Origin of the sequence: Rossellomorea vietnamensis, from assembly GCF_001305855.1 — a bacterium.
In the GTDB taxonomy this organism is placed as follows: Bacteria; Bacillota; Bacilli; order Bacillales; family Bacillaceae_B; genus Rossellomorea; species Rossellomorea vietnamensis_A.
On record NZ_LIXZ01000007.1, the window covers coordinates 106,174 to 132,437 of the forward strand.

The 26,264-nt window shown below is 47.0% G+C and carries 25 protein-coding genes; 24 read left to right on the forward strand and 1 reads right to left on the reverse strand.

The genetic code is table 11. From position 1 onward, the window contains the following. Positions 1-2 precede the first annotated feature (2 nt). The 5 genes from AM506_RS11025 to AM506_RS11045 all read left to right on the forward strand — a co-directional run bounded on the left by AM506_RS11025 (position 3) and on the right by AM506_RS11045 (position 4,949). Complete coding sequence (locus tag AM506_RS11025) at positions 3-1,325, forward strand: TrkH family potassium uptake protein (RefSeq protein WP_060672542.1); 1,323 nt, start codon at positions 3-5, stop codon at positions 1,323-1,325. A 207-nt stretch (positions 1,326-1,532) separates the two neighbouring features. Beyond that, positions 1,533-2,612, forward strand: a complete 1,080-nt coding sequence (serC, locus tag AM506_RS11030) for a 3-phosphoserine/phosphohydroxythreonine transaminase (RefSeq protein WP_060672661.1) — start codon at positions 1,533-1,535, stop codon at positions 2,610-2,612. Between the two features lie 2 nt (positions 2,613-2,614). After that, on the forward strand, positions 2,615-3,790 hold the full coding sequence (locus AM506_RS11035) for a phosphoglycerate dehydrogenase (RefSeq protein ID WP_060672543.1): 1,176 nt from the start codon (positions 2,615-2,617) through the stop codon (positions 3,788-3,790). A gap of 214 nt (positions 3,791-4,004) precedes the next feature. Further along, a complete protein-coding gene (locus tag AM506_RS11040) occupies positions 4,005-4,646 on the forward strand; it encodes an HD domain-containing protein (RefSeq protein ID WP_060672544.1) in 642 nt (213 codons plus the stop codon). Between the two features lie 72 nt (positions 4,647-4,718). Continuing rightward, complete coding sequence (locus tag AM506_RS11045) at positions 4,719-4,949, forward strand: CsbA family protein (protein ID WP_034764322.1); 231 nt, start codon at positions 4,719-4,721, stop codon at positions 4,947-4,949. 50 nt (positions 4,950-4,999) lie between these two features. Here AM506_RS11045 and AM506_RS11050 read toward each other — a convergent pair whose 3' ends face one another. Further along, the gene (locus AM506_RS11050; RefSeq protein WP_060672545.1) at positions 5,000-7,012 is read right to left on the reverse strand and encodes an N-acetylmuramoyl-L-alanine amidase; all 2,013 of its coding nucleotides are present in this window, start codon (positions 7,010-7,012) and stop codon (positions 5,000-5,002) included. A gap of 597 nt (positions 7,013-7,609) precedes the next feature. Here AM506_RS11050 and uvrB point away from each other — a divergent pair. The 19 genes from uvrB to hisIE all read left to right on the forward strand — a co-directional run bounded on the left by uvrB (position 7,610) and on the right by hisIE (position 26,159). Continuing rightward, a complete protein-coding gene (gene uvrB, locus AM506_RS11055) occupies positions 7,610-9,592 on the forward strand; it encodes an excinuclease ABC subunit UvrB (RefSeq protein ID WP_060672546.1) in 1,983 nt (660 codons plus the stop codon). 7 nt (positions 9,593-9,599) lie between these two features. Then, positions 9,600-12,473, forward strand: a complete 2,874-nt coding sequence (uvrA, locus tag AM506_RS11060; protein WP_060672547.1) for an excinuclease ABC subunit UvrA — start codon at positions 9,600-9,602, stop codon at positions 12,471-12,473. Between the two features lie 484 nt (positions 12,474-12,957). Beyond that, positions 12,958-13,272: a DUF4870 domain-containing protein gene (locus AM506_RS11065; RefSeq protein WP_060672548.1), complete on the forward strand. Its 315-nt coding sequence runs from the start codon at positions 12,958-12,960 to the stop codon at positions 13,270-13,272. Positions 13,273-13,294: 22 nt separating this feature from the next. After that, a complete protein-coding gene (locus AM506_RS11070; RefSeq protein ID WP_060672549.1) occupies positions 13,295-14,422 on the forward strand; it encodes a DUF4097 family beta strand repeat-containing protein in 1,128 nt (375 codons plus the stop codon). A 21-nt stretch (positions 14,423-14,443) separates the two neighbouring features. Then, entirely contained in the window at positions 14,444-14,647 is a 204-nt protein-coding gene (locus tag AM506_RS11075) for a PspC domain-containing protein (RefSeq protein WP_060672550.1), read from the forward strand. Further along, the gene (locus AM506_RS11080; RefSeq protein WP_060672551.1) at positions 14,647-15,003 is read left to right on the forward strand and encodes a phage holin family protein; all 357 of its coding nucleotides are present in this window, start codon (positions 14,647-14,649) and stop codon (positions 15,001-15,003) included. Before AM506_RS11075 ends, AM506_RS11080 begins: the two co-directional genes overlap by 1 nt. A 191-nt stretch (positions 15,004-15,194) precedes the next feature. Beyond that, complete coding sequence (hprK, locus tag AM506_RS11085) at positions 15,195-16,130, forward strand: HPr(Ser) kinase/phosphatase (protein ID WP_060672552.1); 936 nt, start codon at positions 15,195-15,197, stop codon at positions 16,128-16,130. A 31-nt stretch (positions 16,131-16,161) separates the two neighbouring features. Further along, complete coding sequence (gene lgt / locus AM506_RS11090) at positions 16,162-16,998, forward strand: prolipoprotein diacylglyceryl transferase (protein WP_060672553.1); 837 nt, start codon at positions 16,162-16,164, stop codon at positions 16,996-16,998. 18 nt (positions 16,999-17,016) lie between these two features. Continuing rightward, complete coding sequence (locus AM506_RS11095) at positions 17,017-17,982, forward strand: nucleoside recognition domain-containing protein (RefSeq protein ID WP_060672554.1); 966 nt, start codon at positions 17,017-17,019, stop codon at positions 17,980-17,982. Further along, a complete protein-coding gene (gene ppaX / locus AM506_RS11100) occupies positions 17,954-18,604 on the forward strand; it encodes a pyrophosphatase PpaX (protein WP_060672555.1) in 651 nt (216 codons plus the stop codon). The genes AM506_RS11095 and ppaX overlap by 29 nt, the downstream gene beginning before the upstream one ends. Next, the gene (locus AM506_RS11105) at positions 18,601-19,140 is read left to right on the forward strand and encodes an acyltransferase (RefSeq protein ID WP_060672556.1); all 540 of its coding nucleotides are present in this window, start codon (positions 18,601-18,603) and stop codon (positions 19,138-19,140) included. Before ppaX ends, AM506_RS11105 begins: the two co-directional genes overlap by 4 nt. Positions 19,141-19,518: 378 nt before the next feature. Beyond that, complete coding sequence (locus AM506_RS11110; protein ID WP_060672557.1) at positions 19,519-20,706, forward strand: ATP phosphoribosyltransferase regulatory subunit; 1,188 nt, start codon at positions 19,519-19,521, stop codon at positions 20,704-20,706. Continuing rightward, positions 20,703-21,326: an ATP phosphoribosyltransferase gene (hisG, locus tag AM506_RS11115; RefSeq protein ID WP_060672558.1), complete on the forward strand. Its 624-nt coding sequence runs from the start codon at positions 20,703-20,705 to the stop codon at positions 21,324-21,326. Before AM506_RS11110 ends, hisG begins: the two co-directional genes overlap by 4 nt. A gap of 167 nt (positions 21,327-21,493) precedes the next feature. Then, positions 21,494-22,768 carry a histidinol dehydrogenase gene (gene hisD, locus AM506_RS11120; protein ID WP_060672663.1) on the forward strand — a complete coding sequence of 425 codons (1,275 nt, stop codon included), beginning with the start codon at positions 21,494-21,496 and terminating at the stop codon, positions 22,766-22,768. A 58-nt stretch (positions 22,769-22,826) separates the two neighbouring features. Further along, positions 22,827-23,411, forward strand: a complete 585-nt coding sequence (gene hisB / locus AM506_RS11125) for an imidazoleglycerol-phosphate dehydratase HisB (protein WP_200908442.1) — start codon at positions 22,827-22,829, stop codon at positions 23,409-23,411. A gap of 3 nt (positions 23,412-23,414) precedes the next feature. Beyond that, on the forward strand, positions 23,415-24,050 hold the full coding sequence (gene hisH / locus AM506_RS11130; protein ID WP_060672560.1) for an imidazole glycerol phosphate synthase subunit HisH: 636 nt from the start codon (positions 23,415-23,417) through the stop codon (positions 24,048-24,050). Next, positions 24,047-24,781, forward strand: coding sequence for a 1-(5-phosphoribosyl)-5-[(5-phosphoribosylamino)methylideneamino]imidazole-4-carboxamide isomerase (hisA, locus tag AM506_RS11135; RefSeq protein WP_060672561.1), 735 nt, complete (start codon positions 24,047-24,049; stop codon positions 24,779-24,781). The genes hisH and hisA overlap by 4 nt, the downstream gene beginning before the upstream one ends. After that, positions 24,775-25,533: an imidazole glycerol phosphate synthase subunit HisF gene (gene hisF / locus AM506_RS11140; RefSeq protein WP_060672562.1), complete on the forward strand. Its 759-nt coding sequence runs from the start codon at positions 24,775-24,777 to the stop codon at positions 25,531-25,533. The genes hisA and hisF overlap by 7 nt, the downstream gene beginning before the upstream one ends. After that, the gene (hisIE, locus tag AM506_RS11145) at positions 25,530-26,159 is read left to right on the forward strand and encodes a bifunctional phosphoribosyl-AMP cyclohydrolase/phosphoribosyl-ATP diphosphatase HisIE (RefSeq protein WP_060672563.1); all 630 of its coding nucleotides are present in this window, start codon (positions 25,530-25,532) and stop codon (positions 26,157-26,159) included. Before hisF ends, hisIE begins: the two co-directional genes overlap by 4 nt. The last annotated feature ends 105 nt before the right edge of the window (positions 26,160-26,264 follow it).

The window sequence follows — 26,264 nt, forward strand, 5'->3', positions numbered from 1 at the left end:
GAATGAAGCAGAAGGTCATCCGGTTAAGTCCGCCGCAGCTTCTTGTAGTGACCTTTCTATTTTTCATCATACTGGGGATGGTGCTCTTAAAGCTTCCATTTGCCACCACTGAACATATCTCATGGCTTGACGCATTGTTCACGACGACATCAGCCATGACGGTGACGGGGCTTGCCGTGGTGGATACGGGAGGGGCTTTCACTCTGTTCGGTGAAGTGGTCGTCATGAGCCTGATCCAGATCGGTGGACTCGGCATCATGTCCTTTGCGGTCTTGATCTTTATGATGCTCGGTAAGAAGATCGGTTTCAAAGAACGGTTGCTTCTGCAACAGGCACTGAATCAGACTTCCGTAGGCGGAGTCATCAAGCTTGTGAAATATTTATTTATCTTTTCATTTATAGTTGAAGGTTTTGCAGTGTTGTTATTAGCGACTGAATGGGTTCCGGAGTTTGGTTGGAAACGGGGCTTGTATGTAAGTATCTTTCATTCCATATCTGCGTTTAACAATGCCGGCTTTTCCCTGTTTTCCGATAGTTTGATGGGATATGTGGGAAGTCCGATCATCAACCTGACAATTTCATTCCTATTTATACTGGGAGGGATCGGGTTCACGGTACTGGTGGATTTGTGGAGATCAAAGACGATCCGTCAGTTATCCCTGCATACGAAAATCATGGTCCTTGGAACCTTCATCATCAACGTCATGGCATTTATGATGATATTCGTCCTGGAGTATAATAATCCGAATACCCTGGCACATCTGCCACTTCCGGATAAATTATTTGCTTCGTACTTTCAAGCGGTCACCCCCCGTACAGCGGGATTCAACTCACTTGATTACGGAAGCATGGAGCGTTCCACGCTGCTATTTACCATCCTGTTAATGTTTATCGGAGCAGGTAGTGCATCAACAGGCGGGGGAATCAAGCTGACAACCTTTGTGGTCATCTCATTGAGTATGATCGCCTTTTTAAAAGAGAAAAAAGATATCCGTATCTTCAGGCGAACAATTGATCAAGCGCATATTTTCAAAGCTTTGGCTCTGTCGATGATCAGTGTGCTACTCGTATTTACTGCTCTTTTTTTCCTGGAAATGACGGAACATGATGCATCGTTCCTGTCCCTTGTGTTTGAAGTGGTGTCTGCTTTCGGTACAGTGGGATTATCCATGGGGATAACGGGATCTCTTTCCATAGTAGGGAAGTGGGTCATCATCATTGTCATGTTTGTCGGGAAACTCGGTCCGCTCACCTTGGCGTTCTCCCTGTCTCGCCCTGACAAAGAGAAAATCCGCTATCCTAAAGAAGATATCCTTACAGGTTAATAGCTATGTAATCGGCTTTCGTGCTTTACCCTAAAGGGGTGAGCGGGGAAGCCGATTTTTTATAAAACCAGCAAGATTCCGTCCATGACCACGCATGAGGCTAAAAACAATCTTATTAAGCGTTTTCATCATCGGTTACTGATATTGACGAAAGTCTTGTACGGGATTATACTGTTGAAAAATTCTGAACTTTTGGTGGTGCTGTTGTTGAAGCGTGTGTATAATTTTTCTGCTGGTCCTGCTGTGTTGCCTGAGCCTGTGTTGAGGAAGGTTCAAGCCGAGTTATTGAATTATCGGGAAACGGGTATGTCTGTGATGGAATTGAGTCATCGGTCGGCCCCTTTTCAAAATATAATAGAAGAAGCACAAGGATTACTGAGGGAACTTCTTTCTATCCCTGAGAATTATCAAGTGGTCTTTATGCAGGGGGGAGCTTCCCTGCAGTTCTCCACGATCCCCCTTAATCTGCTGGGTGAAGATCAGGAAGCGACCTATATCGAAACAGGCAGTTGGTCGAAGAAAGCGATAAAAGAAGCGGGGAAAGTGGGAGAGGTACGGAGGTTGTCTCCCTCAGAACCATTTGAGATCCCGGACTATGAACCAGAGGACTTTTCAACGGAAGCGAGCTATGTACATATCACATCCAATAATACGATCGAGGGAACCCGGTTCCATGAATATCCCGATACGGGAGGCATTCCCCTCGTGGCCGACATGTCATCTCATATCCTTTCTGAGAAAATAGATGTTTCCTCTTTCGGGCTCATTTATGCAGGCGCCCAGAAGAACCTCGGCCCATCCGGGGTGACCGTTGCCATCATTCACGATAGTCTCATCGGGAAGGCACCGGGGAGTTGTCCGACGATGCTGAACTACGAAACGTATGTAAAGCATGATTCCCTCTTCAATACGCCGCCGACCTTTTCCATCTACGTCCTGAAACTTGTACTGGAATGGGTGAAGGAGAACGGTGGAGTGGAAGGGATGCAGGCCCATAATGAGAGGAAAGCCGCTCTTCTATACGACTGTATTGATGAATCATCATTATTTCAAAACCCCGTACCGGAGAAAAATCGTTCCTTGATGAACATTCCTTTTTCCACGGGCAGTGAAGAACTGGACGCGGATTTTTTAAAGGGAGCCAAAGCGCAGGGGTTTGAATTTTTAAAAGGTCATCGTTCCGTTGGAGGAATGAGGGCGAGTCTATACAACGCCATGCCACTTGAAGGAGTGGAATCGCTGGTCGATTTCATGAAAAAATTTGAATCTGATCGAGGAGGATGTTGAGCATGATTTCAATTAATACGTATAACGCCATCAGTCAAAGCGGATTATCACTGATCGAGGGCGATCTGAACTATCATCTGAATGGGAACGGGGATCCGGATGGAATCCTCGTCAGATCGAAGAACCTTCATGATTACGATTTCCCGGCATCCGTCAAGGCGATCGCCCGTGCAGGAGCCGGTGTCAATAATATCCCCATCGATCTCTGTACGGAAAAGGGGATAGTCGTTTTCAATACACCCGGTGCCAATGCCAATGCGGTCAAGGAGCTGGTCCTTGCCAATCTGATCGCTTCCTCCCGTAACCTGTATTCTGCCGTCGGCTGGACAAACTCGTTAAAAGAGTCGGAAGATGATGTCCCGGGTGTCGTGGAAGCGAAGAAAAAGGAATTCGTAGGAAGTGAGATCAAAGGGAAGAAGCTCGGAGTCGTCGGCTTGGGAGCGATCGGTGTCCTTGTCGCTAACGATGCCCTTGCCCTCGGGATGGATGTAGTAGCCTATGATCCATTTATCTCTGTTGACGCTGCATGGCGTTTATCGCAGGATGTGAAGCGCGCCCATCACATTGAAGAAGTGTGGGCAGCGTGTGATTTTGTCACGCTGCACATCCCTTTGACAGACAAAACGGCAAGCTTTGTAAGTGAAGAGGCATTTGGGAAAATGAAAAAAGGGATGACGATCCTGAACTTTTCAAGGGGTGAACTGGTGGAAGAGGATGCCATGGCCGGTGCACTGGAGTCAGGAGTTGTCAGGAAATACGTGACGGACTTCCCGAATCAAAGGGTCCTCGCCATGAAAAATGTCGTGCCGGTACCGCATCTCGGTGCTTCCACCGTCGAATCGGAAGAAAACTGTGCCATCATGGCCACTAAGCAGCTGAAAACCTATCTTGAAACAGGGAATATCAAACATGCGGTCAACCTCCCGGACGTCGAGCTTCCATACAGCGGGAAGATGAGAGTGACGGTCATGCATCAGAACATCCCGAACATGGTGGGACAAATCGCCACGGTCCTGTCAGGTTATGCCGTTAACATCGCTGATATGATCAATCGCAGTAAGAGCACGTGGGCGTACACCATGATCGACCTTGACCAGAAATTAGCGGAAGATGAACATGCCGAAGTGAAACAAAAAATGAAAAACATCACCGGCGTCGTATCCGTACGCCTCATATAAAGTGACAAACACTCCCTTATTTGATGAGGGAGTTTTTTTATCACCCCTTGCTATCCTGAAAAAACATGGACAGGCAATCCGCACGTATCATTCCACCGTAAAATACCATATTAGTAAGAGAAGTAGAAAAGGATAAGCCACCAATCGTTGCATCGGCCGACTCTCCTTGATACTATTTTCATAAAGTAAAGATAATCAGTGAGAGGAGAATACCATGGGAATTCATCATTATTTTAAAAGCTTATCAGATCTCGAGACACTCATCCGCTGTCCGGGTCGCTTCAAATACCACGAGCATAATGTGGCCAGCCACTCCTTTAAAGTAACGAAAATCGCCCAGTTTCTCGGGACGGTGGAGGAACAGAACGGGAAAGAACTGGATTGGAAAGCCCTCTACGAAAAAGCATTGAATCATGACTACGCAGAATTGTTCACCGGAGATATCAAGACCCCTGTGAAATATGCTTCGGGAAAATTAAGAGAGCTCTTCAGCCAGGTGGAGGATCAGATGGTGAATAAATTCATCACAACGGAGTTTCCCCCGCAATTCCAGGAAGTGTACCGGGAACGTTTCAAAGAAGGAAAGGACGAGACGCTGGAAGGAAGGATTTTGTCCGTCGCAGATAAAATCGATCTTTTATACGAATCCTTCGGAGAAATCCAAAAAGGAAATCCTGAACCGTTGTTTATTGAAATTTATCAGGAGGCACTGACGACGATCGTTAAATATAAGGACATGGAATGCGTTCAATACTTTCTTGAATACATCCTTCCTGATATGCTGTCTGAAAAATTCATCCCCCATCATGAGCTGAAAGAACGGACACAGAAACTGATCCGGGAGGCTGAAGAGTAAGAACCCCCTTTCCAGATAGGGGAAACTTCGGTAGAATATGTGTTATTCCCTTATTTACAAGGAGAGTTGAACGTGTCCAAAATTATTTTAGGCTTATTTTTACCGGGATTGCTTGTCGTTCTGTTCACCAGGGTGACGTATAATCATTATGTCGGCTTGATTCTGACCGTTGCTCTCATAGCGGCTTCGGTGTCAAAGGGATATACGGATTCATGGTTGCTCATAGTCATAGACGCGGCATCGCTCACCGCCGGATTCTGGTATAGTGACCGGATGATGAAAAAAGCGAAGAGAAGTGCATAGCCACGACGAAAAACAAGGCCACCTATGGTTAAAAGGATGGCCTTGTTTTTTTATCGTTTATAGTGCTTAGGCTTGGGATTCTCCACAACATCCACATCTTCAGCTCTTACAAAGGCAAGACGGTGATTCAGGTGAATCAGATAAAATTCGTCGTCTCCCCAGACGATCTTGTGGGTCGTCGCCGGATTGTACGTATAAACAGGCGCGCTGTAATAGCTTCCTTTCACTTTCTCGGTGGCGACATATTTCTGTCCCGGGGTGAGTGTATATTGAAGCACATCCATCCCTCTTACCGGAATGCCTTCAGGAAATGCTTCCGCTTCGGGATAAGCCAAACCGTAAACAGGAATGCCCGTTTTTCCTTCTTTCGCGGTGATGACGATCCCAGAACCTTTTGTGGTGTTTTTCCCTTTTGGATTATAGAACCACGCTTTTTGAGCCCCGTACCAGATCGCCGTCCAGTCACCTTCGTCTTCTGCCTTATAAAACGTTTGACCTGTCACTGCTTTATTTCCCCAATTCGACGCATCTAAAGGATGGGCATTCGGAAGTGCGGCGTCTTTGATAAGGGGAGCATCAAAGCTTGGAGCACTATACAGGTAGACGAAGTTTGCCGGTTGCTTTGGAACAGGCTCACCCGTCGGTGTCTGAAGGTCCGGCATGTTCTTGTTGAAGTTCGGATTGATCTGGACTACATCTTTTTGCTTCTTCCCTGACTCAAGGGGTGCCCCCAAAATCTTCATATAATGTGCCCAATCCCAGAATGGGCCCGGATCCCAGTGCATGGTGGACTGTCTGTTTGCGGATGTACCCGGCACTTCATCATGGGCGATGATGTGATCACGGTCCAACGGGATATTGTACTCCTTTGAGAGATGCTTCACTAAACGTGCGGAGGCATGGTACAGCTGTTCGTTGTACCAGTCTGCCCCTTCAATGGCGATCCCTTCATGTTCGATCCCGATACTCTTGGAATTGAAATACCAGTTGCCCGCATGCCATGCTACATCTTTATTGTCTATCATTTGGGTGATATCGCCATCTGAAGAGCGGATCACATAGTGAGAGGAAGCCTGGGTCGTTTCCCTCTGGAACACGGTTTTGGTGAGATCATAGCTAATTTCCGTATCGTGGAGGACGATGTATTTGATTTCCTGGTTATCATATGGACGATTGGCTTTGTCGTAGTTACCGTAAGACCACTCATAGAATGTACCGTCATGATTGATTTTCTTGTAGGCTGCCGGGACGAAATGGCAGGCAAGGCCTTTCGGACAATCGGCCTTGTTTTCTCCGCCGTCTGTTTTTAAATGTAATGATTTGATGGTTTCTTTATCGGGAGTGATTTGTTTTGGAGCGAGTTGGATGGATGAGCCATCTTCCGTCTGTTTCGCCGCTCCATTGTTGATCGTTTCATATACCCGATCGGCAAAATCCCTTGCTCCTGTCTCATCGGAAGAACCACTGTATTTGGCAACGGCCCCGTACCAATCGTCAAGGCCAGTCGGATTTTTACCGACTGTCTGATTCGCATACGTTGCAAGTAATGCCGCAGCTCCCCGGATGTTTTGTTTTTTATCTTTCTTTAAATCCTCGGATGGGAGGGAAAGCAAGTCCGCCGCAGCTGTTAGTGTGTGAAGGGTAGGATCTGAAAGAGACACCGCTGCTTGCTTTCCGTCTGTCAGCACACCTTGCATGGGATCGTCTTCTTTTCCTGATAGAAACATATGGAGCGGATTGTCCGATGTGTCAGGGGCTTCCAAATCATCCACATTGACATCCGTCAGATGCATCAACCCGTAGCCGCCGGAAGCGCTCGGTTTTCCTTCATGATGCTCCCATAACGACATGTTATAACCCACTGCAAGGAGTATTTCGACTGGTACGTCAAATTCTTGAGCGGCTTGTTGAAATGTTTTTTGCAATTCGGATGAATCCATCGTGGCGGCACGTGCAATTCCTTGAGAAGAAAGGGATGGAGACAAGGGTGTCATGGCGGAACCTAGTAAGAACCCCGTTAAACTGAGACTGCCTGCGACTTTCAACCATCTTGAATTTTTCATACATTCCTCCTGTGCTTATGTATTTTAATTGAATCTATTAAAAAGCTTAAAGAAAAATAGACTGAATAGTCAATCAATTATTGGATATATGCCTAGATGAATAATTTATGAAGAAGGGAATGAGGGAGGAAATAAGTGAATTGTGGATAAAGAGTGAATTATGTGAATAACAGTGTGTTTTTGATGGTTATTCACAGATTGAAATCGAATACACGGGATTTGTTCACAAGAAATTTGACGAAATGTGCATAAGTTTACGTATTTTCCACAAGAAAACTCCACTTATGCACATAGTTATACACAGGTTGTGTATAGAAATGTTCGAATGTTGTCGAAAGAAGATGATCATTCTCCTTTCTTTGTCGAATTCACGATACTTTGGGTCAGTTTGTTCAAAAAGTTAACTTATCCACAGTGTTAAAAGCGAGGGTTTTAAAGGTCCGTCCCTCAAAAAGAAAAAACGAACTTTTGTTCGCTTATTGTTGGTTAATAAGGGAGGAAATGTGGTAGAATGTGTATAAATGAATGTGCAGTGTTTAAGATGGGTATAAGTAGGTAAATACAAGGTAGCAGTCCTTTATTATAGGAGGTTTCACGGTGAAAGATCAATTCGAGCTCAAATCAAAATATAAACCAGAGGGGGACCAGCCCCTTGCCATAGAAAAGCTGGTACAAGGTATAAATGAAGGGAAACGGCATCAAACCTTACTTGGGGCAACCGGGACAGGGAAAACCTTCACTGTATCCAATGTAATCAAGCAGGTTGAAAAGCCGACCCTCATCATCGCCCATAATAAAACGTTGGCGGGACAGCTCTACAGTGAGTTTAAAGAGTTTTTCCCTGATAACGCCGTTGAATATTTTGTCAGTTACTATGATTACTATCAGCCGGAAGCATATGTTCCGCAAACCGATACCTTCATCGAAAAGGATGCCAGCATCAATGATGAAATCGATAAATTGAGACACTCTGCCACATCTTCCCTGTTTGAACGGAAAGATGTCATCATCATTGCCAGCGTGTCCTGTATTTACGGTTTAGGTAATCCGGAAGAGTATCGTGAGCTCGTCCTTTCCCTCAGAACAGGGATGGAAATCGAACGGAACCAATTGCTCCGTAAGCTTGTGGATATCCAATATGAACGAAATGATATAGACTTTCAGCGCGGGACTTTCCGTGTGCGCGGAGACGTGGTGGAAATTTTCCCTGCTTCCCGTGATGAACACTGTATGCGTGTTGAGTTTTTCGGGGATGAGATTGACCGGATTCGTGAAGTGGATGCCCTGACCGGTGAAATCATAGGAGACCGAGATCATATGAGATTATTCCCGGCATCCCACTTCGTAACCCGCCAGGAGAAATTGGAGGTTGCCGTCAAAAATATCGAAAAAGAGCTTGAAGAGCAGTTGGCCGTCATGAAAGAAGAGAATAAACTGCTTGAGGCCCAGCGTTTGGAGCAAAGGACCCGTTATGATCTGGAGATGATGAGGGAGATGGGCTTTTGCTCGGGAATTGAGAATTACTCCCGACACCTTACCCTCAGACCGGCCGGATCGACTCCCTATACTCTCCTGGACTATTTTCCAGATGACTTTCTGATTGTAGTCGATGAGTCTCACGTAACGTTACCTCAAATAAGGGGGATGTTCAACGGTGACCAGGCACGTAAGAAAGTGCTGGTGGATCATGGATTCCGACTGCCGTCAGCCATGGACAATCGTCCGCTTCGATTCGAAGAGTTTGACAAGAAAACCAAACAGCTTCTCTATGTTTCTGCGACACCTGGTCCATATGAATTGGAGCATAGTCCGGAAATGGTCGAGCAGATCATTCGACCGACCGGCTTGTTAGATCCGATCATCGAGGTTCGTCCAATTGAAGGTCAAATCGATGATCTATTAGGAGAGATCAATGAACGAATCGAGAAGAACGAGCGTGTTCTTGTGACAACCTTAACAAAGAAAATGTCCGAGGACCTGTCTGCCTATTTGAAGGAAATGGGCATCAAGGTTCAATATCTCCATTCTGAAATCAAGACATTGGAACGAATTGAAATCATTCGGGATCTCCGCTTAGGAAAGTATGACGTATTAGTGGGAATCAACCTGCTCCGTGAAGGATTGGACATTCCAGAAGTTTCACTCGTAACGATACTGGATGCTGATAAAGAGGGATTCCTCCGTTCTGAGCGTTCCCTTATCCAGACAATCGGACGTGCGGCCCGTAACAGTAACGGAAGGGTCATCATGTATGCAAATAAAATCACAGACTCCATGCGAAAAGCTCTGGACGAAACAGAGCGTCGCCGGACGATGCAAGAGGAATACAATCAAAAGCACGGCGTGACCCCGACAACCATCCAAAAAGATATTCGAGACGTCATCAGGGCGACTCGTACAGCAGAAGATGAAGAGGTTTATGGAGGAGAGCAGACAAAAGTCTCGAACATGTCTAAACCGGAGCGACAAAAACTTATTGCTAGCTTAGAAGTGGAAATGAAGGAAGCGGCCAAGGCGTTAGACTTTGAGCGCGCAGCACAGCTTCGTGATACCATTCTTGAGCTTAAGGCGGAAGGATGAACGAATCATGGCGCAGGATAAAATCATCGTACAAGGAGCAAGGGCTCATAATTTAAAAAATATAGATATCAACATCCCAAGGGATCAACTGGTCGTATTGACCGGACTGTCGGGTTCGGGGAAATCTTCCCTTGCCTTTGATACCATTTATGCAGAGGGACAGAGACGATATGTTGAATCTCTGTCTGCTTATGCCCGGCAATTTCTCGGTCAGATGGATAAGCCCGATGTCGACGCCATCGAAGGATTATCACCGGCAATTTCCATCGATCAAAAAACGACAAGCCGCAATCCCCGTTCAACAGTAGGTACCGTAACGGAAATTTATGATTATCTTCGTCTGTTGTTTGCGAGGGTTGGAAAACCGATCTGTCCGAATCACGGGATCGAAATCACCTCCCAGACGATTGAACAGATGGTGGACAGGGTCCTTGAATATCCTGAAAGAACGAAGCTGCAAGTACTAGCACCCGTTGTTTCAGGCCGAAAAGGGACCCATGTCAAGACACTGGAAGACATCAAGAAGCAGGGGTTCGTACGTGTCCGCATCAATGGTGAGGTACAGGACCTTGGTGAAGAAATCTCATTGGAGAAAAATAAAAAGCACTCCATCGAAGTCATCATCGACCGGATCGTTGTGAAGGAAGGAGTGGCAGCCCGCCTCTCCGACTCCCTTGAAACGGCACTGAGATTGGCAGATGGTCAGGTGATCATCGATGTCATCGGGGAAGATGAGCTTCTATTCAGTGAACATCATGCTTGTCCATACTGTGGATTTTCCATCACGGAACTTGAACCAAGGATGTTTTCCTTCAATAGTCCGTTTGGGGCATGCCCGAGTTGTGATGGACTAGGAACCAAGCTTGAGGTGGATAAAGAACTTGTCATCCCCAATTGGGATCGTACCCTCGATGAGCATGCGATCGCCCCGTGGGAACCGACAAGTTCTCAATATTATCCGTCCCTGCTGAAAGCGGTCTGCGACCATTATGAGATTCCCATGGATATCCCCGTAAAGGATCTCCCGAAACATCAAATGGATAAGATCCTTTACGGATCGGGTAAGGATGAAATGTATTTCCGTTACGAAAACGATTTCGGCCAGGTCCGGGAAAACTACCTTCGTTTCGAAGGGGTCATTCCCAATGTGGAACGCCGCTATCGTGAAACGAGCTCGGATTATATCAGGGAGCAGATGGAAAAGTACATGGCGCAGCAGGACTGCCCTGCCTGCAACGGCCATCGCTTGAAAGAAGAGAGCCTCGCCGTGAAAGTGGATTCACTTCATATCGGCGAAGTGACGGCTTTTTCAATTGAAGAAGCAGATCAGTTCTTCCAAAAACTCCAACTTTCCGAAAAAGACATGAAGATTGCCAACCTGATACTCAGGGAAATCCGTGAACGCCTTGGTTTCCTTGTGAATGTAGGTCTTGAGTACCTGACACTCAGCCGCGCGGCAGGGACGCTTTCAGGAGGGGAGGCCCAGCGGATTCGCCTGGCCACTCAAATCGGTTCCCGTCTGACTGGAGTACTTTATATCTTGGATGAACCGTCCATCGGCTTGCACCAGCGGGATAATGATAGACTGATTGATACGTTAAAGAATATGCGTGAAATCGGAAATACCTTAATTGTTGTAGAGCATGATGAAGATACGATGATGGCGGCAGATTATCTCATTGATATCGGACCTGGTGCGGGAGTTCACGGTGGGGAAGTCGTTTCAGCCGGAACGCCACAGGAAGTGATGGATGATTCGAACTCATTGACCGGTCAGTATTTGTCAGGGAAGAAATTCATCCCTCTTCCACAGGAAAGACGCAAGCCGGACGGCCGTTACCTCGAGATTATAGGGGCGAAGGAAAATAACTTGAGCAACGTCAAAGTCAAGCTTCCTTTAGGGATCTTTTCAGCTGTGACCGGGGTATCGGGATCAGGGAAGAGTACACTGATCAATGAAATCCTCCACAAGTCACTTGCCCAAAAACTTCATAATGCGAAATCAAAGCCTGGTGAGCATAAAGAAGTGAAGGGAATAGAACATTTGGATAAAGTCATTGATATCGATCAATCACCGATCGGACGTACGCCGAGGTCCAATCCGGCTACGTACACAGGTGTGTTCGACGATATCCGTGATGTATTTGCCACCACAAACGAAGCAAAAGTTCGTGGTTATAAAAAAGGTCGCTTCAGCTTTAACGTCAAGGGTGGCCGTTGTGAAGCGTGTCGTGGAGACGGGATCATCAAGATCGAAATGCACTTCCTGCCGGATGTATATGTTCCTTGCGAAGTTTGCCACGGGAAACGGTATAACCGGGAAACACTTGAAGTGAAATACAAAGATAAAAATATCTCCGACGTCCTTGGAATGACCGTCGAAGATGCCGTGAAATTCTTCGAAAACATTCCGAAGATCAAACGTAAGCTGCAGACCATCTTTGACGTGGGTCTTGGCTACATCACTCTAGGTCAGCCGGCCACTACGTTATCGGGTGGGGAAGCCCAGCGTGTGAAACTGGCGTCCGAATTGCATCGCCGTTCAACAGGCCGCTCTCTCTACATCCTCGATGAACCGACGACAGGACTTCATGTCGATGACATCGCCCGTCTCCTTGTTGTCCTTCAACGACTCGTCGAAAACGGGGACACCGTCCTTGTCATAGAACACAATCTCGACGTCATCAAGGCAGCCGACTACCTGGTCGACCTTGGACCGGAAGGCGGGGACAAAGGCGGTAAAATCGTCGCAACCGGCACCCCTGAAAAAGTGGCCGAAGTAAAAGGCTCCTACACAGGGAAATACCTGAAACCCGTCCTCGAACGCGATCGAGAACGCATGAAAAAGAAAATCCGCGAAAAAGAAGAAGTCACAAATTAATCATGAAGAGAGATGCATCGAGCATCTCTCTTTTTTCACAGAATGAACAGGGCAGTGAGTTTTCACTTCATCATTACTATTTTAGTAAGAAGGGGAGAGTGTGTAAGAGCACTCTTGTTTAATGATGGCTTATGACTGAGTTTTAAGTTAAAAATATGCTTGGAAAGTTGATTGAAGCGGAAGGTGCTCGACTCCTGTGGGAAAAGCGGGAAAGTTGAGACCCCGCAGGGCGAAGCCCGAGGAGGCTCAACTCACGCCCCACGGAAAGCGAGCACCTGCAGCGGAAATCAACTACCACTCACTTCATTAAGAGTATCTGGGCATGATTCATTCTGAAATAGAAAAACACCTCTCCATACCTACCCAAACTCAGCCTCAAGGTGGAGTCTAGGCACACTTCCCATATGAGAAAATAAGATTATAACAAATGCATTGAAACTTTTTGCCCAGCGTATCGTAAATAATAGTAGAGGAGATGATGAAGATGGAGACCAATAAGGTACTGTCAGCTCTATGCTATTTTAGTATATTTTTTGCCGGCTTCCTTTTTCCTTTGTTCGTATATTTTCTAACAGATAATCCATACGTAAAAAAGGATGCAAAAGCAGCATTATTATCTCATTTATTACCGGTCATAGCGGTTCCCCTTGTGTTTGCAGGTTTGGTTATGGATATGGGGGGTTTCGCTAGTGGGGCGGGATTGCCGGTTTTTACCGTCATCATGATCGGTTTAGCCATATTACTTAGTGTTGTCGTGGTCATTTGGAATGTGTATAAGGGCATCAAAGTACTTTTATAATCAATAAAGGGGATGAAAGAGTATGAATGAAGAACGTAAACGCATTTTGGATATGTTGGAAAATGGAACGATTTCGGCACAGGAAGCTGTGGCATTGCTGGAAGCACTTGATAAAAAGCCGCATACATCGAAACCGAAAGAGAAGGATTTCCTTGATGAGTTTGTATCCATCTTCCAAGATGATAAAAAGGAAGAAAAAGAGCACACGTCTCATTCAGGGAATCCAAAAGATAAGCTTATGGATTTCATGAATTCGGCACTCCATAAGATCAAGAATTTCGACTTCGACTTTCAATGGAATCAATCTGTGGAATTGTCCCACGTCTACCAGCAGCCAAATACGAACTTTGAAAAAATTGACATCGATGTGGCTAACGGAAAAGTGGAGCTTATCCCATGGGATGGTGAGGAAGTCCGGGTGGAATGTGAAGCCAAGGTGTATCGTACGGAAGATCATGAAGAAGCGAGAAAGCAGTTTATGGAGAATACGTCCTTTGCCGTTGACGGGGATACGCTCTATTACTCGACGCAATTAAAATGGATGAAGGTTGACTCTAAGTTATATATCCCTAAACACCAGTATAAAAGGATTTCTGTCCGATTATTCAATGGTGGGTTAAAAGCGGGGGATTTAGATGTTCAAGACCTCCGTGCTAAGGCTGCCAATGGGAAGATACAGATCGACCGCCTGACTTCTAAGAAAGCGGAAGTCGAAACGTCCAACGGTGCGATTTCCATTTTGAACGCTAAAGCAGATCATGTGGAGGCAGAATCCATTAACGGAAAGGTGCATGTTGAAGGAGATATCTCCTATTCGGATGTTCAATCCCTGAATGGAAATATCGTATGTGCACTGACCGGGGAGAAATCAGATACGGTACACGCCAAAACCGTGACGGGCAATATCGATTTATTTGTTCCAGAAAACATCAACATATCCGGAGAAGCCAAATCGAATTTCGGTAGTTTCAAGGTCGAACTTCAGGGTATTGATGTATTAGAGGAAAAAAATGAAGTGGTGCAAAAATCGATCCGATTCAGCCGTAAGACTGATTCAGCTGATAAGCTTCATCTTTTTGCGGAAACAAAAGCAGGATCTGTCCTCATAAAAAAACATGAACAGAAGAATGTTAATAAGGACAACGCATAAGATGAGAAAGAGGGAATAGAGATGAAAAAACGATTAGCACGATCAAGGTCTGACCGTAAGATTGCCGGGGTGATTGGAGGGTTGTCCCGTTATGCAGGGATTGATTCAACGATTCTGAGGGTGATCTTCATCATCCTGCTCATACCAACGGGATTTTTCCCGCTGGGTATCATTTACGGTTTATTGGCCTTCGTGCTGCCACATGAGGAGGAAGCCATCAGATAATGAGATGGATTATTGGAATTTTAATCAATGCAGTGATTTTTGTTGCATTAGCCGGCTTTTTTGACGGGTTTGAAGTGTCGGGGATCGGGGCTGCAATTGGAGCAAGCTTTATCCTCTCGATTCTGAATGTACTCGTGAAACCCATTTTGATCATCCTGACATTGCCGGTCACGATTTTATCACTGGGACTGTTTTTATTCGTCATCAACGCCATCACGTTATTACTGACCGATGGACTGATGGGAAGCAGTTTTGAACTATCAGGTTTCGGCATGGCCTTTCTGGCATCGATCATTTTGTCACTTGCCAATTTGGTCATCCAGAAAGCGGTGCTCGACCCGATGAAAGAAAAATGAATGAAAAAGGACTCCGGTTTTCTTGAACCGGAGTTTTTTTATGAAGGAATTTCTGAAGCGCAGCGAAGGCTGCGCTTTTATTCATTTGTTTGACTAAGCAAGCCTCCTTGCGCTTTTCTCCATTATTGCTAAAATAGGTTAGAGTACGCTTATAAATATGAAGCGAGTGTAACGTGAAGGAGGAGCTACTTTTGGCTAAAGTTCGCACAAAAGATATCGTCGAGAAGTTTAAATTGGATCTTATCGGCGGAGAAGAAGGTTTACATAGACCGATTACGACGAGTGATATTTCCCGTCCCGGACTCGAAATTGCCGGGTATTTCAACTACTATCCCGCCGAACGGATTCAATTACTGGGGAAAACCGAATTATCCTTCCTCGAATTGCTGGATGAAGCAGAACGCAAGCGCAGGATGGAAGCGCTCTGTACAGATATCACCCCCGGCATCATTATTTCAAGAGACCTTGAGATACCGGATGAGCTCGTGGAAGCAGCGAATCGCTATGATGTTCCAGTCATGCGTTCGTCCATGAAAACGACACGGTTTTCTTCAAGACTGACGAATTACTTGGAAAGTAAGCTTGCTCCTACTACGGCAATCCACGGTGTATTGGTCGACATCTACGGAGTCGGGGTTTTGATCACTGGAAAAAGCGGCGTCGGGAAAAGTGAAACCGCCCTTGAGCTAGTGAAAAGAGGGCATCGTCTTGTGGCCGATGATTGCGTGGAAATCAGACAGGAGGATATGGATACGTTGATCGGAAGCTCCCCTGAGTTGATCGAACATCTCCTTGAGATCCGGGGACTCGGGATCATCAATGTGATGACGCTGTTCGGAGCCGGAGCCGTGCGAAACTATAAACGCATTACCCTGTGCATCAATCTTGAACTATGGGATAAAACGAAACAATATGACCGCCTTGGACTGGAAGAAGAGACAATGAGAATCATCGATACGGATATTACGAAATATACCGTGCCGGTCCGCCCGGGTCGAAATCTTGCCGTCATCATCGAGGTGGCTGCCATGAACTTCCGCCTGAAACGAATGGGCGTCAATGCCGCCGAACAGTTTACAAACCGTCTGGCTGATGTGATTGAAGACGGAGAGAATGAAGATATCTAAGCTTTACATATAATAAAAAAGGAGAGACACAATGAACGAGAATATTACGCCAATCGATCCCATTGCCATTTCACTCGGTCCGATCCAGGTACACTGGTATGGAGTCATCATCGGACTTGGGATTGCAATAGGACTATATTTAGTCATTCGTGAAAGCAAGCGTTTAGGTCTTCATCCCGATACCTTCATCGATTTGCTAGTCTGGGCGATTCCCATCGCCATTATCTGCGCCAGGATTTATTATGTTGCCTTTGAGTGGGACAATTACTATGCCGATCATCCGGGGGATATCATCAAAGTATGGAATGGCGGGATTGCCATCCATGGCGCGTTGATCGGATCCGTTCTGACCACGGTTGTTTTTGCGAAAGTGAAAGGACTGTCTTTCTGGAAACTGACGGATATCGCCGCACCAAGCATCATCCTCGGTCAGGCGATCGGACGCTGGGGGAACTTTGTTAACCAGGAGGCCCACGGTGGTGAAGTGTCACGTGCATTCCTTGAAGGTTTAAAGCTTCCTGATTTTATCATCAATCAAATGTACATTGACGGTGCGTATTACCAGCCTACCTTCTTATATGAATCTCTTTGGAGTTTCGCAGGGTTGATCCTGCTGCTTGTCCTGAGAAGAAAAGCCGACTGGCTGCGCCGGGGAGAATTGTTCCTTGTGTATGTAGTATGGTATTCAATCGGACGCTTCTATGTAGAGGGACTGAGGACGGATAGTCTGATGCTTGGATCTTTACGATTCGCTCAAGTGATTTCCATCGTCCTGATCATTGCCGCGATTGCTGTGTTCTTTTACAGAAGAAAAGCGGGTCTTGCCCAAAAGGCATACGATGAAAAGACGGATACAGTGAACGCATAACAAAGGGGAGAGGGAACTATGTGGATGTCATCTTTGAAAAATGGCGGACTCACAGGATTGAAGACTACGTGGTCGTTGGGGAAAGTCATTTTTCCCATTACGCTGATCGTCTTTTTGCTGCAGTACACACCGGTCCTGCCATGGATCATGGAGAAGATCTCGCCGTTCATGAGGCTTCTCGGTCTTTCTGGTGATGCGGCGATTCCCCTTGTCCTTGGGAATTTTCTTAACCTATATGCAGGGATCGGAGGGATTTTGTCCCTTGATTTAACGGTGAAAGAAGTCTTCATCATTGCGGTGATGCTGTCTTTCTCACATAATCTGTTCATTGAATCGACGGTCGCGTCAAAAGTTGGCGTGAAGATCTGGCTGATTGTCACGGTGAGGATCGGACTCGCCCTTCTCTCTGCCGTCATCATCAATCTCGTATGGAGCGGTGGATCTGATATTGCCAAGTATGGCATGATGCCACCACAACAGGCGGAGCCCGATGGATGGGGTGAGATTGTCTTACTTGGCCTTGAGAAAGCAGGGTTCGGTGTCCTTCAATTGGCGCTGATCGTCATTCCTCTGATGATCATCATTCAGGTGATGAAAGACTTGAAATGGATGGACGCATTTTCCCGCTGGATGTCCCCTGCTACACGGGCCCTCGGGATGAATGAGAATACGTCGACGACAATGGTGGCAGGACTCGTCATCGGTCTTGCCTACGGGGCGGGTGTCATGATCCAGGCGGTCAAGGAAGATGGAGTGAGTAAGAAAGATGTCACGATCGCTTTCCTCTTTTTAGTTGCATGTCACGCAGTGGTGGAGGATACAGTGATCTTCATCCCCCTTGGCATACCTGTACTGCCACTTCTTTTGATCAGGCTGGTGACCGCCATCCTGTTAACGATGGTGGTGGCGTATATCTGGAATAAAGTTGATGCTAAGAAAGAAAAGGAGCTGCATTATGAGCAGGATTACAACAATTCTATTTGACTTGGATGGGACATTGATCAACACGAATGATCTGATCATTTCATCCTTTTTGCATACATTGAATCATTATTATCCGGGGCAATACGGGGAAGAGGACGTTCATCCTTTTATGGGACCGCCACTTGAAGAGTCCTTCGGTGGATTGGATCCCGATAAGATGGAAGAAATGTGTGCTCACTATCGTGCCTACAATCACGAGCATCATGATTCCCTCGTGACAGAGTTCGAGGGAGTCTATGAAACCGTGAAGACCCTTTACGACAATGGATACAAATTAGCGATCGTGTCGACGAAGGTCCGTGATGTGGTATTGAAAGGATTGGATCTGATGAATCTTCGTCCGTTCTTTGACGTCATCATCACCCTTGATGAGGTGGAGAACGCGAAGCCCCATCCAGAACCGATCGAAAAAGCATTGGTGCTATTGGGATCTTCCCCTTCTGAAGCCATCATGATCGGAGACAATCACCACGACATTTTAGCCGGGAAAAATGCAGGCGTCCTGTCGGCAGGGGTTGCCTGGAGTGCCAAGGGAAGAGTACATCTTGCCCACTACGAACCGGACTTCATGCTTGAAAACATGAAGGACTTACTAGCGATCGTGGGAGCCCCGACTGTATGAGACGGACGACCCGCTACCCTGTTGAAGGAGCAAATTCCCTCTGGCATGTGTACAAAACCGTACCATTCGGGAAGGTCGTCAAAAATTTCATCGTCATCCAGCTTGCCCGTTACACGCCATTTTTAGGAATGAAAAACTGGCTGTACAAGACGTTTCTGCGGATGAAGATCGGTGAACACACGTCCTTCGCCCTGATGGTGATGCTGGATGTGATGTTTCCGGAGAAGATTTCCGTTGGACGGAACACGGTCATCGGATATAATACGACGATTCTTGCCCATGAGTATTTGATCAAGGAGTACCGACTGGGAGAGGTGGAGATCGGATCGGAAGTGATGATCGGTGCCAACACGACGGTATTACCGGGCGTGAAGATCGGTGATGGTGCCATCGTCTCAGCGGGTACCCTCGTACATAAAGACGTCCCGGCAGGGGCCTTCGTCGGTGGGAACCCGATGAAAGTCATCTATACGAAAGACGAGTTGGCGGAAAGATGGCGGGAAGACAGCATCTATGGGTTGAATAAAGAAGAATAAGGGAAAAGGCAAAGATAGAGGATTCTGTCTTTGCCTTTTTTTATTTTTGCGAAAAGGGCAGGAAGTGCGACGGAATTTGTCGAATGGCAGATATATTGGATATTTGGCAGGTGAATAAATTTTGTCGCCGATATGTTCTGATATATTTTGAAAACAGCAGATAACTAAAGCCCCCACAGAACCTTCCAAGTCCTGCAACACTCCCCTGACAATTCCCCGCTCAAAACGGTTGACGAATAAAAAAAGAAACGCTACACTACAAATAACTTTATTTTATTAGCACATTAGCGAACTAAAGGATTTCTGAATAATCGAGAAGTAGTAACAATCCCTCGTTAAGGGAAAAATAGATGAATTAATACGCCAAAGGTGGTTCTTATGACGAATTTATTTATGTTCGAGAAGCCATTGGGAATGAGAGATACATTTCCTGATTTATATGAGATCAAAGATCAGACGAAGAAGAAAATGGAACAGGCAATGAAGCTTTGGGGTTACCGGTTCATTGAAACCCCGAGCCTGGAGTATTATGAAACCGTCGGGGAAGCATCGGCGATCCTTGATCAACAGCTTTTCAAGCTATTGGATCAACAGGGGCATACACTCGTGTTGAGGCCGGATATGACTGCCCCGATCGCGCGGGTTGCAGCGTCAAAATTATTAAAAGAAGAAGCCCCTCTCAGACTTGCCTATTCCAATTCAGTCTTCAGGGCCCAGCAGCGGGAAGGCGGGAGGCCGGCAGAATTTGAACAGGTGGGGATCGAATGCATCGGGGACGATTCTGTCAGTGCTGATGCCGAAGTGATCGCCCTTATGGTATCGGTTCTAAAAGAAGCAGGCTTGGAGCATTTCAAGATTTCCATCGGCCATATCGGGTTTGTACAGGAGCTGTTCACTCAGATCGTCGGTACGGAAGAAAGGGCAGACACGTTAAGAAGATATTTATATGAAAAAAATTACGTAGGCTACCGTCAGCATGTCAACGAACTGGCCCTATCATCCATCGATAAAGAAAGGCTTTTCCGGTTCCTGCAATTACGGGGATCAGAAGATGTGCTCCGTGAAGCATATGATCTCCTCGAAGGAGGAAAAGGACTGGGTGCCTTGGAGCAGCTGAAAGATCTGTGGAGTATTTTAAAAGATTATGAAGTGGAGAAATATGTGAAATTCGACTTGAGTCTTGTCAGTCATATGAGCTATTATTCCGGCATTTTATTTGAAGTGTACGGGGAGAATGTCGGATTTGCCATCGGGAATGGCGGACGCTACAACAAGCTCCTTGAAAAATTCGGTAAGAATTCCGGGGCAACAGGCTTCGGGTTACGTCTTGACTATGTGCTGGAAGCCATGCAGGTTGAATTATCTTCCACCCTTCAGCAGTGTGTCCTGTTCAGTGATGAGCGCAGGAGGGAAGCCATCAGCCTGGCCCGTGATTTGAGAAATAAAGGGGTCGAGGTTGTGCTGCAGAACTGGAAGGGTGTAGGAGATGTGGACGAATTCACAAAGGGGTTCAGCAATGTCCACTTCGTCGTGGGACAGGACCGGAAAGGCGGTGAAACATCATGAGTTCGTTAACCATTGCCATGCCAAAAGGCAGGATATTTGAAGAAGCAGTGGAACTACTAAGGAAGGCCGACTATAATCTGCCTCCAGAATTCGATGATTCACGAAAGCTCATAATCGAGGTGCCCGAGGAGGACTTGCGTTTCATCCTCGCCAAACCGATGGATGTCCCGACTTATGTGGAGCATGGTGTGGCTGACTTAGGGATTGCCGGGAAGGACGTCATGCTTGAAGAAGAAAGGGACGTCTACGAGCTCCTCGATCTTCGAATCAGTGGTTGTTATCTGGCGGTAGCGGGGCTGCCGAATACGAAAATGAGTGATGTGGCGCCGAAGATCGCAACCAAGTATCCGAATGTCGCTTCCTCCTATTTCCGGGAGCAGGGAGAGCAGGTGGAAATCATTAAATTGAACGGTTCCATCGAACTCGCGCCGTTGATCGGGCTTGCCGACCGCATCGTCGATATAGTATCTACTGGTCGTACCCTGAAAGAAAACGGCCTGGTCGAATACGAAACCATCATCGGCATCACCTCACGCCTCATCGTCAACCCCGTCAGCTACCGGATGAAAGACGAAAAAATCGAAGACCTCGTCACCCGCCTCACCCGCATCATCGGGTGAGGGACGGACCTCTCTTTTTAGAGTCCGGAATGTAGCGTTTGCAGGTATTTAAGAAGCTTTCGGGACGGAATATCGATGGAAATCGAGGTCCGTCCCTCTGAATAGAGATTACATAGAGTGACTGGTCCTGATAAGAGGTCCGTCCCTCATAAAGGTTGGTGAATGTTGTGAAGATTATTAGGGATATTAGCGGGGCGTCGATCAAGCGCTCTGTGGATAGTGGTACGGAGGAGCAGCGCAGGGCGGTCCAGGGGATCATTTCTGCTGTGAAAAAGGATGGAGACAAAGCGGTACGTGGGTATACAGAGACATTCGATGGTGTCCATTTAGAGAACTACAAAGTGTCTGAGCGTGAGATAGAGGAAGCTTTCTCCTCTCTCGATCCGGAAATGATAGCGATCATTGAAGAAGCGGCGGATAATATCCGGGACTTTCATGCACAGCAAAAGAGGTCGTCATGGTTTACAACAGATGAAGATGGAACGATGTTGGGTCAAAAGCTGACGCCTCTTGATTCGGTTGGTGTATACGTTCCGGGTGGGACCGCAGCCTATCCGTCATCCGTATTGATGAATGTCCTTCCGGCAAAAGTGGCCGGAGTGAAAAGAATTACAATGGTTTCACCTCCAGGCAAGGATGGAACGTTATCTCCGGGGGTTCTCGTGGCCGCGAAGGTAGCAGGAGTGGAGGAAATCTTTAAAGTCGGCGGCGCTCAGGCCGTGGCCGCACTTGCATACGGGACGGAATCCATCGCGCCTGTGGATAAAATCACGGGGCCGGGGAACATTTACGTTGCACTCGCCAAACGGGAAGTGTTCGGTGACGTGGATATTGATATGATTGCCGGGCCGAGTGAAATCGTGATCCTGGCCGACGGAAATCAGCGGGCAGATGAAATTGCTGCAGACCTCCTTTCCCAGGCGGAGCATGATGCCCTTGCTTCAGCAGTCCTGGTGACCAGTTCAGCGGCACTTGCGGAAGAGGTATCCGCTGAGGTTGAGCGTCAACTGGCAACTCTGCCCCGGGAAGAGATCGCCCGTCAATCGATCACGGATTTTGGTGCGATCTATGTGACGGGGGATATTGAAGAAGGAATCGACGTCGTCAATAAGCTTGCTGCAGAGCATGTAGAAATCTTAACGGAAAAACCCTTTGAAACGATGGCGAAAATTCGCCATGCCGGAGCGATCTTCCTTGGACGATTCAGCTCTGAACCTGTCGGGGATTACTTTGCAGGGCCGAATCACGTTCTTCCGACGAACGGGACAGCCCGTTTCTCAAGTCCGTTGAATGTAGATGAATTTATGAAAAAGACAAGTGTCATATCCTATAGTGAAACGGCACTGGAAAAAAACTACGGAAAAATCGCGAAACTTGCCCGATTAGAGGGTCTTGAAGCCCATGCGAGGGCAGTGGAGATTCGATTCGATAAAGAAAAATAGGGAAGAGGGACGGACCTTCAACGAGAGGTCCGTCCCTCCAAAAAAGGAGGACATCATGGTGAGAAGTGCAGAGATTGTGCGTAAGACGAATGAGACAGATATCCGGTTGAGTTTTGGAATCGACGGCGAAGGGAATTCGAAGATCGAGACAGGGGTCCCGTTCATGAGTCATATGATGGACCTGTTCACAAAGCACGGACAATTTGATTGTACGATCGAGGCCGACGGGGACACGGAGGTCGATGATCATCACACGACTGAGGATATCGGGATTTGCCTCGGACAGGCTCTGCTTGAGTCCCTGGGAGACAAGAAAGGCATCAAGCGTTATGGATCGGCCATGGTCCCGATGGATGAAGCCCTTGCCCAGGTCGTGGTGGATCTGAGCAACCGTCCTCATCTTGAATTCCGGGCAGAACTTCCAAGTCAGAAAGTGGGGACCTTCGATACGGAGCTTGTCCATGAATTCCTGTGGAAACTTGCCCTTGAAGCCCGGATGAATCTTCATGTTATCGTGCATTACGGTCACAATACCCACCATATCATTGAAGCGATCTTCAAAGCACTGGGACGGGCCCTCGATGAAGCGACCACGATCGATCCCCGGATAAAAGGGGTACCATCAACGAAGGGAATGTTATGATTCATGATCGGAATTGTGGATTATGGAATGGGAAATCTGTTCAGCGTCAGTAAAGCGCTGGAACGGTTGAACGTCCCTTACTTTATAAGTGATGTGCAAGAAGAGTTATTGAGTGCGGGTGGATTGATTTTACCCGGGGTCGGTGCCTTTAAGGATGCCATGAGTCTTCTTGAAACCACTCATCTAAAAGAAACCATCCTTACGTTTGCGGAAAGCGGCAAGCCGCTCCTTGGGATTTGTTTAGGTATGCAGCTTCTTTTTGAAGAAAGCAGGGAACATGGAACGACGAAGGGATTGGCCCTGCTGCCCGGTGAAGTGCTACGCATTCCAAAAGAGGACAGAGACGGGAATGCCTACAAAGTCCCTCATATGGGCTGGAATCTTCTCTGTTACCAAAAAAGCTCCATCCTTTTAGAAGGGTTAGCGGAAGGCTATGTTTACTTCGTGCATTCTTATTATGTGCATGAAGGATCCAAAGACGTGATTGCGGCAAGCGCTGATTATGCAGGAGTTGAAATCCCTGCCGTCGTGAGTCGTGACAATATTTACGGCATGCAGTTCCACCCTGAAAAAAGCGGGGAGCTTGGCATGCAGCTGTTAGAAAACTTTACAAAACGAGTGAAGGAGAGGGTCTCATGAGTTTTACAATCTATCCTGCCATTGATATGCGGGGCGGAAAATGCGTTCGTCTCATTCAGGGGGATTATAATCAGGAAACGGTGTATGGAGACTCTCCCTTCGATATGGCAAAAAAATTCGCCGATGAAGGGGCCGAGTGGATTCATATGGTGGATCTTGACGGGGCAAAGGAAGGCACCCGGATCAATGATGAATTCGTGATTGCCGTTGCAGAAAAACTACATGCCAAGGTACAGATCGGAGGAGGCATCCGCACGAAAGAGGATATCGAGCACTATTTGAACAGGGGTGTCGACCGGGTCATCATTGGCAGCATTGCTGTTTCCAATACGGAACAAGTGAAAGAATGGCTTCGGGAATATGGGGATAAGATTGCCATCGGATTAGACGCAAAGGATGGTTATGTAGCGACCCACGGCTGGCTGGAAACGTCTGCCCTTAAAGCCGTCGATCTTGGAAAGGAACTCGCAGAAGCCGGTGCGGAAACATTCATTTTTACCGATATTGCCACAGACGGAATGCTATCTGGTCCCAATGTTGAAGCGGTTGTGGATCTTGCCGAACAAACGGGGAAATCAGTGATTGCGTCTGGAGGCATTAGCTCACTGGAAGACTTAAAGACGTTAAAGGAATATGAATCCCGGGGTGTATCGGGTGCCATTTGCGGGAAATCCCTTTACACAGGGAAGTTCACTGTCAGTGAAGCTGTAAACGAGGTGAGGTCATGTTAACGAAACGGATCGTCCCTTGCTTGGACGTAAAGGACGGCCGGGTGGTAAAAGGCATTCAGTTCATGGAGCTGCAAGATGCGGGGGACCCTGTTGAACTTGCCAAGGTATACGATGAGCAAGGCGCGGATGAACTGGTGTTCCTGGATATTTCCGCATCACATGAAGGCCGCAAAACCATGGTCGAGGTCGTTCAACATGTGGCAGCCGAATTAGCGATTCCTTTCACAGTGGGTGGTGGAATCAATTCTGTGGAGGATATGAAAGCGATCCTGCGGGCTGGGGCGGACAAAGTCTCCCTGAACACAGCTGCCGTACTTCGCCCTGAGCTTGTCCGGGAAGGGGCCGACTACTTCGGCTCCCAATGTATCGTAGTTGCGATCGATGCCAAATATGATGAAGGAACCAAGGGGTGGAAGGTTTACACCCACGGAGGCAGGAAGCTGAAAGACCTTGATGCAGTTGAATGGGCGAAGGAAGTAGAAGCCCTCGGAGCGGGGGAAATCTTACTGACGAGCATGGACAGCGATGGAGAGAAGAAAGGTTTTAATCTCGCTCTTACAAAGGCAGTCAGCGAAGCGGTGTCGATTCCTGTGATTGCTTCCGGCGGAGCGGGGAATGCCGGCCACTTTAAAGACGTGTTCACCGAAGGGAAAGCTGACGCTGCCCTGGCAGCTTCCATTTTTCATTATAAAGAAACGAGTGTAGAAGAAGTAAAAAGCTACTTACGAAAAGAAGAGGTGCATGTACGATGACAAACACTGATTGGATCACATCCGTGAAGTACGACGACAAAGGCCTTGTGCCCGCCATCGTACAGGATGCTGTAACGAAAGATGTACTCACATTAGCCTATATGAATGAAACGTCACTTAAAAAAACCGTAGAGACAGGGGAAACCTGGTTCTATTCCAGGTCCCGCCAAGAGCTTTGGCATAAGGGGGAAACGAGCGGTAATACCCAAACTGTCGAGAATATCACGTGGGATTGTGATCAAGATGCCCTTCTGGTCCTCGTCTCGAAGAAAGGTCCTGCCTGCCATAAAGGTGAGGACAGCTGTTTCCATGAAAAAGTCTTTGGTAAGGAGAGAGCATCAAAAGAAAATATTCTTCTCATTTTGGAAAAACTTATTGAAACCCGTGAAATCGAGCGCCCGAAAGGAGCATACACAACCTACCTTTTTGAAGAAGGAGTCGACAAAATCCTTAAAAAAGTAGGAGAAGAAGCATCAGAAGTGATCATTGCCGCAAAAAACAGGGACAGTGAAGAATTGAAATGGGAGGTCGCCGACCTCTTCTACCACGTCCTCGTCCTATTAAGAGAACAAAAACTTCCACTCGAAACGGTCTTGGATGTCCTCGTGGAACGTCATAATAAATAACACACAGAGGGACGGACCTTCGCGCCAAGCGCGAAGGTCCGTCCCTCAAAATATGGTAGTTTAGTACGGGTGTATTGTATGATATACTACTGTAGTTATACTATG